Annotated in this window: 12 protein-coding genes and 1 pseudogene; 2 read left to right on the forward strand and 11 right to left on the reverse strand. The window is 73.0% G+C overall.

Going from position 1 to position 15903, the window contains the following annotated elements; translation table 11 throughout:
* Positions 1 to 82 precede the first annotated feature (82 nt).
* From ACZ6RC_RS14880 to ACZ6RC_RS14925, 10 genes and pseudogenes are all read right to left on the reverse strand, one after another.
* Positions 83 to 1108: a Gfo/Idh/MocA family protein gene (locus tag ACZ6RC_RS14880; protein ID WP_469582609.1), complete on the reverse strand. Its 1026-nt coding sequence runs from the start codon at positions 1106 to 1108 to the stop codon at positions 83 to 85.
* 29 nt (positions 1109 to 1137) lie between these two features.
* Positions 1138 to 2220: an adenosine deaminase gene (locus tag ACZ6RC_RS14885; RefSeq protein WP_469582612.1), complete on the reverse strand. Its 1083-nt coding sequence runs from the start codon at positions 2218 to 2220 to the stop codon at positions 1138 to 1140.
* A gap of 37 nt (positions 2221 to 2257) precedes the next feature.
* The gene (locus ACZ6RC_RS14890; RefSeq protein ID WP_469582615.1) at positions 2258 to 3421 is read right to left on the reverse strand and encodes an adenosylhomocysteinase; all 1164 of its coding nucleotides are present in this window, start codon (positions 3419 to 3421) and stop codon (positions 2258 to 2260) included.
* Between the two features lie 438 nt (positions 3422 to 3859).
* Positions 3860 to 5041 (reverse strand): cation:proton antiporter, encoded by a 1182-nt coding sequence (locus tag ACZ6RC_RS14895; protein ID WP_469582618.1) that lies wholly within the window; start codon positions 5039 to 5041, stop codon positions 3860 to 3862.
* 2 nt (positions 5042 to 5043) lie between these two features.
* Positions 5044 to 5523, reverse strand: coding sequence for a cation:proton antiporter regulatory subunit (locus tag ACZ6RC_RS14900; protein WP_469582621.1), 480 nt, complete (start codon positions 5521 to 5523; stop codon positions 5044 to 5046).
* Positions 5524 to 5764: 241 nt separating this feature from the next.
* Positions 5765 to 7318 (reverse strand): MFS transporter, encoded by a 1554-nt coding sequence (locus tag ACZ6RC_RS14905; protein WP_469582624.1) that lies wholly within the window; start codon positions 7316 to 7318, stop codon positions 5765 to 5767.
* Positions 7319 to 7511: 193 nt separating this feature from the next.
* Complete coding sequence (locus tag ACZ6RC_RS14910) at positions 7512 to 7769, reverse strand: DUF6221 family protein (RefSeq protein WP_469582628.1); 258 nt, start codon at positions 7767 to 7769, stop codon at positions 7512 to 7514.
* 50 nt (positions 7770 to 7819) lie between these two features.
* Positions 7820 to 8679, reverse strand: a pseudogene (locus ACZ6RC_RS14915) (IS5 family transposase).
* A 37-nt stretch (positions 8680 to 8716) separates the two neighbouring features.
* On the reverse strand, positions 8717 to 9118 hold the full coding sequence (locus ACZ6RC_RS14920) for a RidA family protein (protein WP_453612179.1): 402 nt from the start codon (positions 9116 to 9118) through the stop codon (positions 8717 to 8719).
* A gap of 151 nt (positions 9119 to 9269) precedes the next feature.
* On the reverse strand, positions 9270 to 10382 hold the full coding sequence (locus tag ACZ6RC_RS14925) for an acyl-CoA dehydrogenase family protein (RefSeq protein ID WP_469582632.1): 1113 nt from the start codon (positions 10380 to 10382) through the stop codon (positions 9270 to 9272).
* A 157-nt stretch (positions 10383 to 10539) separates the two neighbouring features.
* Between ACZ6RC_RS14925 and ACZ6RC_RS14930 the strand changes: the two genes are divergently transcribed.
* Complete coding sequence (locus tag ACZ6RC_RS14930) at positions 10540 to 12387, forward strand: AMP-binding protein (protein WP_469582634.1); 1848 nt, start codon at positions 10540 to 10542, stop codon at positions 12385 to 12387.
* A gap of 4 nt (positions 12388 to 12391) precedes the next feature.
* On the forward strand, positions 12392 to 13222 hold the full coding sequence (locus tag ACZ6RC_RS14935; protein WP_391141651.1) for a PaaX family transcriptional regulator: 831 nt from the start codon (positions 12392 to 12394) through the stop codon (positions 13220 to 13222).
* A gap of 100 nt (positions 13223 to 13322) precedes the next feature.
* On the opposite strand, the gene ACZ6RC_RS14940 is transcribed toward ACZ6RC_RS14935, so the two are convergent.
* Positions 13323 to 15902 carry an oxidoreductase gene (locus ACZ6RC_RS14940; protein WP_469582638.1) on the reverse strand — a complete coding sequence of 860 codons (2580 nt, stop codon included), beginning with the start codon at positions 15900 to 15902 and terminating at the stop codon, positions 13323 to 13325.
* Position 15903: the final 1 nt, after the last annotated feature.

Genomic DNA, 15903 nt, shown 5'->3' on the forward strand with positions numbered 1-15903 from the left:
ACAGGGGGTGCGGCGCTGTCCGTGGGGCTTCTCCGGCGGCTCTGTGGACCGGCTGCAGACGCTCGCCGGCTCGGGATGGCCGTCAGCCGCGGCGCACGGTGCGCAGCACGGTGTCGCACAGGGCCATCGTGGCCGCGTTGTCGGCGGCCGAGGTGACCGGAGCGGTGCCGAGCCGCACGGCGTCGAGGAAGTGGCGCACCTCGCCGACGAAACCGCGGAGGTAGAGGTCCTGGTGGCCGCCGGAGGCCGGAGAGTTGACGGACCGGGTGGTCACGGTCTCCTCGCCCAGGGTCTGCCACGGCTCGGTGCCTCCGTCCCCTGCGGCGGTGGGGCGCGTGTGGTGGTGGGTGAGGGTGGTGAGGTTCTCGGCGCGGACGAAGCCGTGCTGTCCGGTGACGGTGAGCTCCTCCTGCTCGCGACTCCACGCGGGGACCCCGGCGAAGGTGAGGTTGCCGATGACACCGCTGCCGAAACGGAGGGTCAGCGTCATGCTGATGTCGGCGCCCCGGGAGTTGCTGAAGCCGGTGACGTCCGTGACCTCGCCGAACAGGCCTCGGACCAGGTCGACCACGTGGACGGCGCCGAACAGGAGATAGGTGTCGTCCCGCAGGGTGTCCGTCCAGGGGCTGAAGGCGAACAGCCCGTTGAAGGACAGCACCCGGCCGAAGGTCTTCTCGTCGGCGATGAGTTCGGCGACCTTGCGGTAGGCGGGGGCGTGCCGCTTCATGAAGCCGACCATCACCTGACGGTCGTAGCGCTCGGCCGTGGCGGCGACCCGACGGGCCTCCTCCTCGTTCAGGCCGAGCGGCTTCTCCACGAAGACGTGGGCACCTGCGCGCAGGCAGTCCTCGGTGACCGCGGCCTGGTCCTCGGGCGCGACGCTGACGAACACGGCGTCCAGGGCGTCCTCGGCCAGCATCCGGCGGTGATCGCCGTGGCCGTGTTCGGCGCCGTGCAGGGCGGCGGCGGTCCGGGCCGCGCTCTCGTGGCGCGTGGCGATGCCGGTGAGGCGGGCGCCGGCCAGGTGGAGGGCGGGGTAGAGGTTGGCGCGGGCGTGGCGGCCGTGACCGACGAAGCCGAGGCGCAGGTCCTCGATGCGCGGTGCCATGAGGGACTCCAAGGGGTGGCGGGCGGGGTTCAGGCGGCTGCCGCGTAGCCGGGCAGGACCACGTCGCGGATGAGGGCGCTGCGCTCCTGGAAGGGGAGGAAGGCGCTCTTGACGGCGTTGACGGTGACCGCGCGCAGGTCGTCGAGTCCCCAACCGGCCTCCGTGACCAGCAGGGACATCTCGCGGGTCATGGTGGTGCCGGAGACCAGGCGGTTGTCGGTGTTGAGGGTGACCCGGAAACCGAGGTCGCGCAGGGCGGTGATGGGGTGCTCGGCGATGGAGACGGCGGCGCCGGTCTGGAGGTTGGAGGTGGGGCACATCTCCAGGGCGACGCGCCGGTCGCGCACCCAGGCGGCGAGCGGCCCCGGGCGGCCGTCGGTGATGTCCTCCATGATGCGCACGCCGTGGCCGATGCGCTGGGCGCCGCAGACCTGGAGCGCCTGGTGGATGCTGGGCAGTCCGTGGGCCTCTCCGGCGTGGATGGTGAACGGCATGCTCGCGGCGCGCAGGTACTCGAAGGAGTCCAGGTGGTCGGCGGGCGGAAAGCCGTCCTCGGCTCCGGCGATGTCGAAGCCGACGACGCCGGCGTCGCGGAAGGCCACGGTGAGATCGGCGATCTCCCGGGTACGGCCGAACATGCGCATGCCGCACAGCAGGGTGCCGACCCGGACCGGGGTACCGGCCGCGGCCGCCTTGGCCATGCCGGTCGCCAGGCCCTCCTGGACCGTCTCGACGACCTGGGGCAGGGTCAGTCCGCCCCTGAGCATCAGCTCCGGCGCGTAGCGGACCTCGGCGTAGACGACACCGTCGTCGGCGAGGTCGAGCACGTACTCCTCGGCGGTGCGCAGCAGGCCCTCGCGGTGCTGCATGACGGCGAGGGTGTGTTCGAAGGTGGCGATGTAGCGGACCAGGTCGCCGGAGCCGGCGGCCTCGACGTACCAGGCGGCGAGGGCGTCCGGATCGGTGGTGGGCAGTCGGTGGCCGACGGACGAGGCGAGGTCCACGAGGGTGGCCGGGCGCAGAGCTCCGTCGAGGTGGTCGTGGAGGACGGCCTTGGGCAGTCGTCGGAGCGTCTCGGTGTCGAGGACCGGAGGAGCGGCGGGGGTGCTCATGGTGCGGGTTCCTTGGTGAAGTCGTGCGATCAGGCGGTCAGGCGGTGAGATGGCCGAGGAGGTCGGTGGCGATCTCGCGATCGACATCGGCCGGTATCGGCTGGACGCCTGGGGTGAGCGGCAGAGTGGCGACGGCGGCGAGGCTGCGGGCCTGGAGGGTGAGGCCCAGGTCCATGGCCTGGATGGGGTTGCCCTTGGCGGCCGTCAGGTTGATCATCCGGGTGCCGGTCAGCACGGTGATCTCGCGGCCGTCCCGGAGCCGGTGCACGGCGCGTTCGTCGCCGGCCGAGCCGTAACGGGTGACCGAGGCCGTCCGTGCGGCGAGGGCGTCCGCGTCCAGTTCCCAGGGCTGGTGGCCGACACCGGCGATGATCGTCCCGTCGGCGAGCACGTCGAGGGCGTCCGGGCCGATGACGGCGGGATGTCCGGTCGCCAGGAAGAGCAGCCGGGTGCGCGGCAGCAGGGTGGCGAGGTCGCCGACCTGGTGGCCGTGCATCACCGCCTCCAGGGCCCGGTACGGGTCGGTCTCGGCGACCGCGACCCTGGCCCCGAGCCGGGCCAGGGTGTTCGCCGTGCCGAGGCCGCAGGGCCCGTAGCCGACCACCGTGGCGCGGGCGCCGGGCAGCATGAGGTTGGTGGCGTTCATGAAGCCCTGGACGACGCTCTGGCCGACCCCGTGCTCGTTCTCGACCAGGAGCTTCAGCCTGCTGTCGTTGATCACGACGACGGGGAACGGCGGCGGGGCCGGCAGGGCCCGGAGGCGCAGGCCGCCGGTGGTGGTCTCCTCGGTGCCGCCGATCAGGTGCGGCAGCCCGCCCCGGGTGAGGGCCGCGATGGTCAGGTCACCGCCGTTGTCGAGGATCAGGTGGGGGTCGCAGCCGAGGACGCGGTCGATGTTGCGGCGGTGCTCGGACAGGCCGTCGTCGCGCCGCCCGAACACGGTGGTGCCGACCGCGCGCAGGGCGTCGGCGGTGTCGTCCTGCGTGGTGCCGGGCGAGCCGGTGAGGGTCACCTCGGCGCCGGCCTCCCGGAGCAGTGCGACCAGGGCGGCGGTCTTCGGCTCGACGTGCAGGCACATCGCGATGCGCTTGCCGGCCAGGGCGGCGGCGTGGCGTCGGACGGTCGAGGTGAGCAGGGGCATGTGACGCAGGGCCCAGTCGGTGCCTGCGTGCTGGAGGCGGGGTGCGGCGGTGGCGGACATGTCACTCCTGGGATGGCGGGGGCGTGTACGGAGCAGCAGGACGCCGCCGCCCGGTTCCGTGGGGGCGAACCGGGGGCGGCGCCTGCGGTCCTCGGGGGTGTCTCGGCGGTCCCGGCAGGATCGCCAAGGCACCAAGGCACCCGCTAGGCGTACAGGTCGCAGCGGTAGGAGTGATCGCCGAAGGCCGGCAGGCGGCGGAGGCACCGGTGGGTGGCCGGGAGCGGACGGTTCACGGGTGGTCACCTCCGTGGGTGCGGGCTGGGCGCGGTCGCGGCCGTGGGGGCGTCGAGGGCCGGTCCGACGGGCTGCGAGCGCCTGATGGCTAGCGAGGTTATACGTATTACGCGCGGTGGACAACCCTCCCCTGAGCGATCGCGCACAGCCGGAGGAAGTCGACATGCCGACAGACTGCGAACCCGGGCGCGGACGGCCGGCCCGTCAGGTGGCGCCCTCCTGGGCGTCCGCGCGGGGTGGGTGGCTCCTGCCGAGGGGGACGGCGCCGGCGAGGCGGGTGAGGACCGGGCCGAGGATGGCGAGGATGAAGACGTACGCCGTGACCAGCGGGCCGAGGAAGCCGTGGGCGGTGCCGACGAGGCCCACGATGACGAGGGAGAACTCGCCGCGGGCGATCAGCGCCGTCCCCGCCCGGAGCCGGCCGCGGCGCCCCACGCCGTCCCGGGCGGCGGCGTAGCGGCCGGTGAGCACCTTGGTGACGCTGCTGACCGCGGCCAGCGCCAGTGCCGCGGGGAGGGCCGGGACCAGGTCGTCCGGGTCGACGGACAGGCCGATGGCCAGGAAGAACACCGCGGCGAAGAGGTCCCGGAGGGGGATCAGGACGGCCCGGGCGCGGGTCGCGGTCTCCCCGGTGAGGGTGAGGCCGACGAGGAAGGCGCCGACGGCCGCCGAGGCGTGGACGAGTTCGGCCAGGGCCGCCACGATCAGGGTCAGGCCGAGCACGCGGAGCATGAGCTGTTCGGCGTCCGGGTGGGCGAGCAGTCTGCCGAGGTGGTGCCCCCAGCGGTACGAGACGGTGGCGGCCGCCAGGACGGCTCCGACCGCCGCGAGGGTGCTCAGGACCGCCTGCCACCACTGGCCGCCGGAGGCGAGGACGGCGAGCACCGGCAGATAGAGGGCCATGACGCAGTCCTCCATGACGAGGACCGACAGCACGGCCGGGGTCTCCCGGTTGCCGAGGCGCCGCAGGTCCGCCAGGAGGCGGGCGACGATGCCGGAGGAGGAGATGTAGGTGGCCCCGGCCAGGGCGAGCACCCCGACGCCGTCGAGGCCGAGCAGCAGGCCGGCCACCGCGCCGGGCGCGGCGTTCAGGACGAGGTCGACCAGGGCGGACGGCACGCGCTTGCGCATGCCGACGGCGAACTCCGGCAGCGAGAACTCCAGGCCCAGCGCCAGCAGGAGCAGGACCACCCCGATGGCGGCCCCCGTCTCGACGAACGGACCTGCGGCGGGCACGGGGGCGATGCCCCCTTCGCCGATCGCGAGACCCGCGAGCAGGTAGAGGGGGATCGGCGAGAGGGTCAGGCGGCGCGCCAGGGTGCCGAGCAGGCTCAGCGCGGCGAGGATGACGCCGAGCTCCAGCAGCAGGGCGACCGAGGTGTGCACGGTCAGCCCCTGATGATCTGTTCCACGCCCGCGATGCCCTCGTGGGTGCCGATCACCACGAGGACGTCCCCGCCCCGCAGGACCTCCTGCGGGGCCGGTGAGGGCAGCACGATCCCCTGCCGGACCACGGCGACGACGGACGCGCCGGTCAGGGTCCGCGCCCGGGTGTCGCCCAGCGGACGGCCGTCGAAGCGGCTTCCGGCACGGACCCCGACCTGCCCGGACCGCAGCCCGGGCGCCTCCTCGGCGAGCCCGGCGTACCGTTCCGCGATCCGCGGCGCCCCGAGGATCTCGGCGATCGTGTCGGCCTCCTCCCCGGTGAGCTCGAGGACGGAGCGGCCCTCGTCGGGATCGTCCCGGTCGTAGACGATCAGCTCGTACTCGCCGGTCCGGCGGGCCACGACGCCGATGCGCTCGCCCCGGTGGTTGGTGAACTCGTAGCGCAGGCCGAGGCCGGGCAGGAGTACCTCGGTGACGTCCATCCCCCCATCCTCGGACGGGGAGCGGGGCGCGGCACGCGCGGCGACGCCACCCGGGTCGGATCGCACGCCGGGTGCGATCCGACCGGGTGACGGCGGGTGACGGGGGGCGCTATGTGGCCGGGGCGGCCGGGTGGCCGGCGGGTGGGGCGGCGGCCGGGTGACGCACTGCCATGGAGGCCAGGTGACGCGCGGTCGTGAGGTTGGGTGACGCGCGTGACGACGGCGGGAGGCTCCCGGCCGGTCAGCCGACGCCCGGTGGGCCCACCCCGCCCTTGAGGCGTTCGAGGTCCGAGGGTCGGACCTGGATCGCGACCAGGGCGACCACCGCGGCGACGATCGCGAAGGCGGCCGCGACGATGAAGGCCAGGGAGACGCCGGAGGTCAGGATCTCGTCACTCCACGGCGGCGGCAGCTGGCCCGTCCTCGCGAACTGCGCCTTCTCCAGCGGGTCGGCCTGCGAGAGGAAGGCCGGCACCTGCTTCTCCGCCTCGTTGCGACTGGCCGTGCCGAAGACGGTCACCAGGATCGAGAGGCCGAGCGAACCGCCCACCTGCTGGGTGGCGTTGAGCAGTCCGGACGCCGCGCCGGACTCCGCCGGCCGCACGTTGGAGAGCGCCATCAGGGTCAGCGAGACGAAGAGCATGCCCATACCGAGGCTGAAGATGAGCATGGGCCCGAGGATGCTGCCCAGATAGGTGGAGTGGACGTCGGTGAGCGTCAGCCAGGACAGCCCGGCCGCGGCGAGGAGCGAGCCGACGACCATGAAGGGTTTCGGCCCGTACCTCGGCAGAAGTTGCGAGGCGAGCCCCGCCCCGACCGCGATCACCGCGCTGACCGGCAGGAACGCCAGGCCTGCCTGCAAGGGGGTGAAGCCGAGGACGTTCTGCACGAAGAGGGTCAGGAAGAAGAACATGCCGAACATCGCGGCGGCCAGGCAGAGCATGATGGCGTACGTGCCCGCGCGGTTGCGGTCGGCGAACATGTGCAGGGGCGTGATCGGCTGCCGGGAGCGCCGCTCGACCAGGATGAAGACGACCAGCAGGACGACGGCGAGGCCGAAGGAGCCGAGGGTGAGGGGATCTCGCCAGCCCTCCTGGGCGGCGCGGATGAACCCGTAGACCAACGCCACCATGCCGAGGGTGGCGGTGAGTGCGCCGGTGAGGTCGAAGTGGCCGGAGTGGCGCTCGGACTCCTTGATGAAGCGGGGCGCCGCGACGGCGATGAGCACGGCGATCGGGACGTTCACGAAGAACACCCAGCGCCAGTCGAGCCATTCGACCAGGACGCCGCCGGCGAGCAGACCGATCGCGCCACCGCCCGCGGACACGGCCGCGAACACGCCGAACGCCCGGTTGCGTTCCGGGCCTTCGGTGAAGGTGGTGGAGATCAGCGCCAGCGAGGTCGGCGAGGCGATCGCGCCGCCGACGCCCTGCAGGGCACGGGCGGCGAGGAGTTGCCAGTCGTTCTGGGCGAGACCGCCGAGCAGCGAGGCGAGTCCGAAGAGGAGGACGCCGAAGATGAAGACCCGGCGCCTGCCGAGGATGTCACCGACCCGCCCGCCGAGCAGGAGCAGGCCTCCGAAGGTCAGGGTGTACGCGTTGACCACCCAGGACAGGCTCGTCGTGGAAAACTCGAGCGAGCTCTGGATGTGCGGCAGCGCGATGTTCACGATCGTGATGTCGAGGACGACCATCAGCTGACAGGAGGCGATGACGAGAAGCGCGATCCCGTTGCCGCCGCCCCGGCGCTGGGAGGCGGCGGTCTGTGCTGGCGTCGTCGGCTTGGGGGTACTCATGGCGCATCGCGCCCTCGCGTGGTGGGATCCGTAGGCCGGTCGACCCACCATTCGACCGTAAGCCCGCCTCCGGCGAGTGACCAGTTGATCAAGCGCGGGGGCCGTCCGGGGGCAGGCGGGCGTCCGGCCGCCCCCACCGCAGGAGTTCGGCGCGCGGGGCGGCGCCGCCTAGGGCGTGTCTCTTTGATGGTCTCTAAGGACGCCAGTCCTCGCGGTAATCCGGATGCTCTGCATAGGACTGCGCGAGTACGCGGAGCGTGTAGGTGAGGCCGACGAAGCGCGGGTCTGTGGGGTCCATGGCCTCGCAGTCCCGTGCAAGCATGTCGATCAGGTCGAGCATCGGCAGGTGGCTGTCGAGGATGGCCTCGCCACCGAAGCGATAGGCCACCTCGGCGTAGGCATGGTTGTCCGCTTCATACCGGGCGTGAATGAACTTGAGAAGGTCGTCCATAGGGTGATCCTCGCGCGCTGATGCGGCAGCCGGAAGCCCCCGCTTCTCGGTCAGCACCTTGCCCAGATAAGGATGCTCGCAAGATGCAGTGCGGCTTGGTAGGCGATGGAGAGCTTGTCCGTCCGCATGGCCAGGCCGCGCCACTGCTTGCCGGTTGCTGCATCGTTCGACCGCATTGCGCTGCTTGTATCCCTCGGCGTCGAAAGCGGGCGGGCGGCCGCCGGCGCGGCCGCGCCGCCGACGATGGCCGACCTGGTCCAACGGCTGGGGAATGACTGCGCGGATGCCGCGCTGGCGGAGATGACTTCGGGTCGCGCGGGAGGAATAGGCCCGATCGGCCAGAACCACCTCCGGCCGGGTTCTCGGCTTTCCGGGGCCGATTCGCGGAACACGGATGCCGGCCATGACAGCTTCGAAGGCCGGTGCGCCGCCTGCCTGGGCCGCGGTGACGCGAAGGACCAAAGGCCGTGCGCGGCTGTCGCTGACGATATGGACCTTCGTGCTCAGGCCGCCGCGGGAGCGTCCGTGTGCGTGGTCGCCTGGTTCGGCCCGGCCCGGTGCCCCCTTTTCCTGGCTCCGGCGGCATGCTGGTGAGCGCGGCAGACGGTGGAGTCCACCGACACGGTCCAGCCGATGTCATCAGCGGCGTCGGCCGTTGCCAGGACCGCAGCGAGGATCCGTTCCCAGGTGCCGTCCTCGGCCCACCTGATCAGCCGCTTGTGGGCGGTCTGGAACGAGCCGAGCTCGTCGGGCAGGTCCCGCCAGGGCGAGCAGGTGCGGTACTTCCACGCGATGGCCTCAAGGGTTCGGCGGTGGTTGGCCCACCGTCGGGCTGCGGACCGGATCGGCCGGTATGAGCGGCTCGATCCGGCTCCCACATCGCATCAGTGATCACTAACCGGACGGACACATCCGATCAACTAACCAACCGATCGAAGAGACACGCACTAGGCGAGGACGGCGAAGCCGTCCAGCTCCACCAGCGCCTGCTCGTCCCACAGCCGTACGACCCCGACGACGGCCATCGCGGGGAAGTCGCGCCCGGCCAACCGCCGCCAAATGCGCCCGAGTTCGTGCGCGTGGCGGCGGTAGTCGGCGACATCAGTGGCGTAGACGGTGACGCGTGCGAGGTCGGCCGGTGAGCCGCCGGCGTGCCGGAGGGCGGTGAGGAGGTTGGTGAGCGCGGTCTCGAACTGCTCCGGCAGGGCCTCCCCCACCACCTTGCCGTCGCGGTCGAGGCTGGTCTGCCCGGCGAGGAAGACCAGGCGGGAGCCGGTGGCGGTGACGGCGTGGGAGAAGCCGGTGGGCGGGGACAGCTCGGCGGGATTGTGCCGGTGGAGGGGCGTCATCGGTCCAGCTCCTTCGTCGTCGGGGCCCGGCGAGGCTCCCAGAATCGACCGAGGGCCGCACGGCTCCCGGGCCGTCGCGGGCGGCGCGGTTCCCGGTCTCGGCCGAAGGCCGCACGGCTCCCGGGCCGTCGCGGGCGGCGCGGTTTCCTCGTCACCCGTACAGCTCCTTGGCGATGATCGTGCGCTGGACCTCGGAGGCCCCTTCGTAGATGCGCGGCGCACGCACCTCGCGGTAGAGGTGTTCGAGCAGGTGGCCGCGTTGCAGCGCGCGGGCGCCGTGGAGCTGGACGGCGGCGTCGACGACGTATTGGGCGGTCTCCGTGGCGAGGAGTTTCGCCATCGCCGCGCGCTTGGGGACGTCCGTCGCGCCCGCGTCGTACGCCGCCGCGGCCGCGTAGACGAGCAGCCGCGCGGCTTCGGTACGGGTGGCCATCTCGGCGACCTGATGGGCGACCGCCTGGAGGTCGCGCAGGACGCCCCCGAAGGCGGTGCGGCCCGCGGTGTGGGCGAGGGTGGCGTCCAGGGCCGCCTGGGCCATGCCGACGGCGAAGGCGCCCACGCTGGGGCGGAAGCGGTTGAGGGTGTTCATGGCGACCCGGAAGCCGCGGTCGACCTCGCCGAGGACGTCGTCCGGGCCGACGGGGACGCCGTCGAAGACCAGGGTGCCGATGGCGTGCGGGGAGAGCATGTCCAGAGGGCTGCCGGTGAGGCCCGGCCGGTCGGCGGGGACGAGGAAGGCGGTGACCCCGCGGGAACCGGCGCCCGCGGTGGTCCGGGCGAAGACGGTGGCGAAGTCGGCCTCGGGGGCGTTGGAGATCCAGCGCTTCTCGCCGTGCAGGAGCCAGCCGCCTGAGCCGTCGGGACGGGCTTCGAGGGCGAGCGCGGCGGCGTCGGAACCGGCGCCGGGCTCGGAGAGCGCGAAGGCGGCGACGGCCCGGCCCGCGGTGACCTCCGGAAGCCAGCGGTCGCGCTGCGCCGGGGTGCCGGCGGCGGCGACCGGGTGGGCGCCGAGCCCCTGGAGGGCGAGCGCGGTCTCGGCCTCGGTGCACGCGTGGGCGAGGGACTCACGGAGCAGGCACAGCTCCAGGGCCCCGGCCTCGAAGAGGCGGGCGAGGAGACCGAGTTCGCCGAGCGCGGCGACGAGGGGGCGGTTGACGCGGCCGGGTTCCCCCTTCTCGGCGAGGGGGCGCAGGCGTTCGGCCGCGAGGGTGCGGAGCTCCGCACACCGGGCGGTTTGTGCGGGATCGAGCGAGAATGCGGACATTCGGACTCCTGCCTCCGTCGTCACCGTCACCGTCGTCAGTCACCTTCACTGTCACGCTCGTCGAGGTCTGCGGATCACTTCTATCGCGCACCGTTGACTGTCGTCACCATCACGATACGCTCGTTGGGCGACCCCACCACGACAAGGGGACGAACTCATGGAGCTGACCGGTTCGGTCCACCACGACACCTTCGCGCGCGACCATCTGCCGCCCGCCGGGCAGTGGCCGCGGTTGCTGTTCGATCTTCCCGAGCTGCGCTACCCCGAGCGGCTCAACTGCGGGGCGGAACTGCTCGACCGCACGGTGGAACGATTCGGCACGGAAAGGCCCGCCTTCCGGGACGGATCTGGCCTTGTCTGGACATATGGACAACTCCAGGAGCGGGTGAACCGGATCGCCCACGTCCTCACCTCCGTTCGGGGCGTACGGCCCGGCGACCGCGTGCTGCTGCGCGGCCCGACCACCCCCTGGCTGGCCGCATGCTGGCTGGCGGTGATGAAGGCGGGCGGGGTCGCGGTCACCGTCCTGGCCCAGCAGCGCGCCCGCGAACTGGCCGTGATGTGCGAGATGGCGCGCTGTACCCACGCGCTGTGCGACATCCGGTCGGTCGACGAGCTGGTGAAGGCCGAGGTCCCGGGCCTGCGCGTCACCACGTACGGCGCGGACTCCCCTGACGACCTGCTCTCCCTCTCCCTCGCCCAGCCCACCGCCTACGAGGCCGTGGACACCGCGGCCGACGACGTGGCCCTGATCGCCTTCACCTCGGGGACGACCGGACGGCCCAAGGGGTGCATGCACTTCCACCGGGACGTGCTGGCCGTCGCGGACACGTTCTCCGCCCACGTCCTGCGGCCGCTCCCGGACGACGTCTTCGCCGGCTCCCCGCCCCTCGGCTTCACGTTCGGCCTGGGCGGTCTGGTGGTGTTCCCCCTGCGCGCCGGGGCGAGCGCCCTGCTCCTGGAACAGGCCGGCCCCGCGCAGCTCCTCGCGGCCGTCGCCGAGCACCGGGTGTCGGTGCTGTTCACGGCACCGACCGCGTACCGGCTGATGCTGGACGAACTGAACGGCCACGACGGCCCCGACGGCCAGGACGGCCGCAAGAGCGACGAGCCCGACGTCGACGGCAACCACGAGCCCGACAGCGCCGGCCACGACAGCGACGCCCTCCGCGTCGACGGGGACGGCCAAGGCGGCCACGAGGTCGACCACCACCCCGCGACCGAGAAGAGCCGGAGCGCGCTCACCGCGTCCCTGCGCCGTTGCGTCTCGGCGGGCGAGAACCTGCCGGCCGCGACCTGGCAGGCGTGGTACGAGCGGACCGGCCTCAAGCTCATCAACGGCATCGGGGCCACCGAACTGCTCCACATCTTCATCTCCGCCGCGGATGGCGACATCCGCCCGGGCACCACCGGCCGGCCCGTCCCCGGCTGGCAGGCGCGGGTGGTGGACCACACCGGCGCCGAGGTCCCCGACGGCGAGGAGGGACTGCTCGCGGTGCGCGGCCCCGTCGGCTGCCGGTATCTGGCCGACCCCCGGCAGGGCGAGTACGTCCGCGACGGGTGGAACATCACCGGCGACACCTACGTCCGGGACGAGGACGGCTACTTCCGGTACGTGGCCCGCGCCGACGACATGATCATCTCGGCGGGCTTCAACATCGCGGGCCCCCAGGTGGAGGAAGCCCTCCTCGCCCACCCCGACGTGGTGGAGGCGGCGGTGGTGGGCCGTCCGGATGAGCTGCGCGGCCAGATCGTCGTCGCGTACACGGTCGTGCGCCAGGGGGTGCCGCGCGACGCGGAGACGGCGACCGCGCTGCGCACCTTCGTACGGGCCCGCCTGGTGCCGTACAAGAGCCCCCGGAAGATCGTCTTCCTGGACGCCCTGCCCCGTACGGCGACCGGGAAGCTCCAGCGTTTCCGACTCCGCACCGACGACACCGGGGGCGAGGCCGGCCCGGCGGCGGGACCCGAGCCCGGCCCGATCGGCAAGACACCCCTAGAGTGATCACGTGGTCGAGCAGCACACCCCCCGTTCCCTGATCGTCTCGCTCTACGGCGCGTACGGCCGCGGCCTGGCGCGCGACGGGTCGCCGGTGCCCGTGGCCGAGCTGATCCGCCTCCTCGCGGCGCTGGGCGTCGACGCGCCCTCGGTGCGGTCGTCGGTGTCGCGGCTGAAGCGCCGGGGCCTGCTGCTGCCGCGACGAACGGCGGACGGGGCCGCCGGTTACGCCCTCTCCGACGACGCCCGCCAGCTCCTGGCCGACGGCGACCGCCGGATCTACTCGCGTACCGAACCGAAACTGTCAGAGGGCTGGGTCCTCGCCGTCTTCTCGGTCCCCGAGTCCGAGCGCCACAAGCGCCATCTGCTGCGGTCGCGCCTGGCCCGGCTGGGATTCGGCACGGCGGCTCCCGGCGTCTGGATCGCCCCGGCGCGGCTCCACGAGGAGACCCGGCACACCCTGGAGCGGCTGGAGCTCTCTGCGTACGTCGACCTCTTCCGCGGCGAGCACCTGGGCTACGCCGCGACGGCGGAGGCGGTGGCCCGCTGGTGGGACCTGCCCTCGATCGCCGCGCTGCACGAGGAGTTCCTGGCCGCCCACGAACCGGTGCTGCGCGCCTGGCGGGCCGCTCCGGGGACGGCGGAGGACGCCTACCGGGACTATCTCCTCGCCCTCGACTCCTGGCGCCGCCTCCCGTACGCCGACCCCGTCCTGCCCTCCGAACTGCTGCCCTCCGACTGGCCCGGCGGCCGCTCGGCGGAGGTGTTCGCGGAGCTGCACGAGAGGCTGCGCGACGCCGGCGAGGCATTCGTCCAGGGGGTTTCCGTCGACGCGGGGTGACGGCCGGCCGCCGGGGAGGCGGCCGTGAGGATCCGGTCGCCGTCCGTCGGTCAGGGGCCGGTTGCCGTCCGTCGGTCGGGGGCCGGTCGCCGTCCGTCGGTCAGGGGCCGAGGTGCAGGGCGAGACGCGGCTTGGGCGCGTCGGTGCGGCCCGTGGGCGGTGTGCGGCTGCCCGCGCGGTACGGGTCGGGCCACGGTGCCCCGGGTCCGCGGTAGTCCTGTTCGGCCGCCGCGTGCAGGGTCCAGTGCGGGTCGTAGAGGTGCGGGCGGGCCAGCGCGCACAGGTCGGCGCGGCCCGCGAGCAGCAGGGAGTTGACGTCGTCCCAGGAGGAGATCGCGCCGACGGCGATGACCGGGACGGAGACGGCGCCGCGGATCCGGTCGGCGTACGGGGTCTGGTACGAGCGGCCGTACTCGGGGCGTTCGTCGGGGACGACCTGGCCGGTGGAGACGTCGATGGCGTCGGCGCCGTGGGCGGCGAAGGCGCGGGCCATCCCGATCGCGTCCTCGTCGGTCGTGCCGCCGTCCGCCCAGTCGGTGGCCGAGATCCGGACCGTCATCGGCCGTTCGTCGGGCCACACCTCCCGTACCGCGTCGAAGATTTCGAGGGGGAAGCGCAGCCGGTTCTCGAGCGGTCCGCCGTAGGCGTCGTCCCTGCGGTTGGTCAGCGGGGAGAGGAAGCCGGAGAGCAGATAGCCGTGGGCGCAGTGCAGTTCGAGCAGGTCGAAGTCGCAGCGGGCCGCGCGGCGGGCCGCCTCCGTGAACTCCCGCCGTACGTCTGCCCTCCCGGCCCGGTCCAGCGCGTGCGGGACCTGGTTGACACCGGGGCGGTACGGGAGCGGGGAGGCGGCCGTGAGGGGCCAGTTGCCGTCCGGGAGCGGCTGGTCGATGCCCTCCCACATCCGGCGGGTGGAACCCTTGCGTCCGGAATGGCCGAGCTGGACGCCGATCGCGGTGCCGGGTGATCTGGTGTGCACGAACGAGGTGACGCGGCTCCACGCCTCGGCCTGCTCGTCCGTCCAGAGACCGGTGCAGCCGGGCGTGATCCGGCCCTCGGGGCTCACGCAGACCATCTCGGTCATCACGAGCCCGGCGCCGCCGAGGGCCCTGGCCCCCAGGTGGACGAGGTGGAAGTCGTCGGGGACGCCGTCCTCGGCGACGTACATGTCCATCGGGGAGACGACGACACGGTTGCGAAGGGTCAGTCCGCGCAGCCGGAAGGGGGTGAACATCGGCGGGGTGCCGGGCGGGCAGCCGAAGGAGCGCTCGACCGCGTCGGTGAAGGCGGGGTCACGCAGCCGCAGGTTGTCGTGGGTGACGCGACGGCTGCGGGTGAGGAGGTTGAACGCGAACTGCCGGGGCGGCTGGTCGAGGTACCGCTCGACCTCCTCGAACCAGCGCAGGCTGGCGGCCGCAGCGCGCTGGGTGGACTCCACGACCGGCCGGCGCTCGGTCTCGTAGGCGGCGAGCGCCTCGGCGAGGGTGGGCTGTTCCTCGACGCAGGCGGCGAGCGCGAGGGCGTCCTCGACGGCGAGCTTGGTGCCGGAGCCGATCGAGAAGTGGGCGGTGTGGGCGGCGTCGCCGAGCAGCACGATCGGGCCGTGCGACCAGCGTTCGTTGACGACCGTACGGAACGCGGTCCAGACGGAGTTGTTGGAGCGCAGGGGGCGCCCGCCGAGGGTGTCGGCGAAGAACTTGGCGCAGCGGGCGATGGACTCCGTCTCGTCCAGTTCGTCGAAACCGGCCGCCTGCCAGACCTCTTCGCGCATCTCGATGATGACGGTGGAGGCGCCGGGCGCGGGGGCGTCCATTCCGGCGGAGGCGGGGGCGGGGGTGCCGGTGCCGGTGTCGGTGTCGGTGTCGGTGTCGGTGTCGGTGTCGGGGGAGGCGGGGCCGGGCGTGGGGCGGGAGTAGGGGTAGCCGTGGAGCTGCATCACGCCGTGTTCGGTCTCGGCGATCTCGAAGCGGAAGGCGTCGAAGGCGAAGTCGGCGGCGAGCCAGATGTAGCGGCATCGGTGGGTGGTGAGCCGGGGACGGAAGACGTCGGCGTGGGCCTCGCGGGTCGCGCTGTGGACGCCGTCGGCCGCCACGACCAGGTCGTGGGTGCCGGCCAGCTCGGCGGCGGGCGGGGCCGGGGTGCGGAAGCGGAGCCGTACGCCGAGTTCGGTGCAGCGGGCGTGCAGGATCTCCAGGAGGCGGCGCCGGCCGAGGGCGGCGAAGCCGTGACCGGTGGAGGTGAGCAGGTGCCCGCGGTGGGCGATGTCGATGTCGTCCCACCGGACGAACTCGTCCTGCAGCGCCCGGTGGACGGCGGGGTCGGCGTGCTCGATGCCGCCGAGGGTCTCGTCGGAGAGGACGACGCCGAAGCCGAAGGTGTCGTCGGGAGCGCCCCGCTCCCAGACGGTGACCTCGCGCTCCGGGTCGAGCCGCTTGAGCAGCACGGCGGCGTAGAGCCCACCGGGCCCGCCCCCGATGACGGCGACCCGGAGGGGGCGGCGGGGCGCCTCCGGCGGGGCGGGCGAGAGTGCTGGGTCCGTCGCGTCCGGCCGGGCCGTGGTGTCTGCGGCGGCCTGCTGCCGCGCGGGGGTCGGAGCGTACGCGGGAGTCGGAGCGCGCTCGGAAGTCGGACGGTCCGCGGAAGTCGGAGCGTACGCGGGAGTCGGAGCGTGCGGGTCCGCCATG

The organism is Streptomyces sp. NPDC048353 (assembly GCF_055587165.1).

Coding starts and splice junctions, on each gene's coding strand:
- ACZ6RC_RS14925 (WP_469582632.1), bottom strand. CDS start 10,382: ATGTCCGCATTCTCGCTCGATCCCGCACAAACCGCCCGGTGTGCGGAG.
- ACZ6RC_RS14910 (WP_469582628.1), bottom strand. CDS start 7,769: ATGGACGACCTTCTCAAGTTCATTCACGCCCGGTATGAAGCGGACAAC.
- ACZ6RC_RS14905 (WP_469582624.1), bottom strand. CDS start 7,318: ATGAGTACCCCCAAGCCGACGACGCCAGCACAGACCGCCGCCTCCCAG.
- ACZ6RC_RS14890 (WP_469582615.1), bottom strand. CDS start 3,421: ATGTCCGCCACCGCCGCACCCCGCCTCCAGCACGCAGGCACCGACTGG.
- ACZ6RC_RS14920 (WP_453612179.1), bottom strand. CDS start 9,118: ATGACGCCCCTCCACCGGCACAATCCCGCCGAGCTGTCCCCGCCCACC.
- ACZ6RC_RS14885 (WP_469582612.1), bottom strand. CDS start 2,220: ATGAGCACCCCCGCCGCTCCTCCGGTCCTCGACACCGAGACGCTCCGA.
- ACZ6RC_RS14930 (WP_469582634.1), top strand. CDS start 10,540: ATGGAGCTGACCGGTTCGGTCCACCACGACACCTTCGCGCGCGACCAT.
- ACZ6RC_RS14940 (WP_469582638.1), bottom strand. CDS start 15,902: ATGGCGGACCCGCACGCTCCGACTCCCGCGTACGCTCCGACTTCCGCG.
- ACZ6RC_RS14880 (WP_469582609.1), bottom strand. CDS start 1,108: ATGGCACCGCGCATCGAGGACCTGCGCCTCGGCTTCGTCGGTCACGGC.
- ACZ6RC_RS14900 (WP_469582621.1), bottom strand. CDS start 5,523: ATGGACGTCACCGAGGTACTCCTGCCCGGCCTCGGCCTGCGCTACGAG.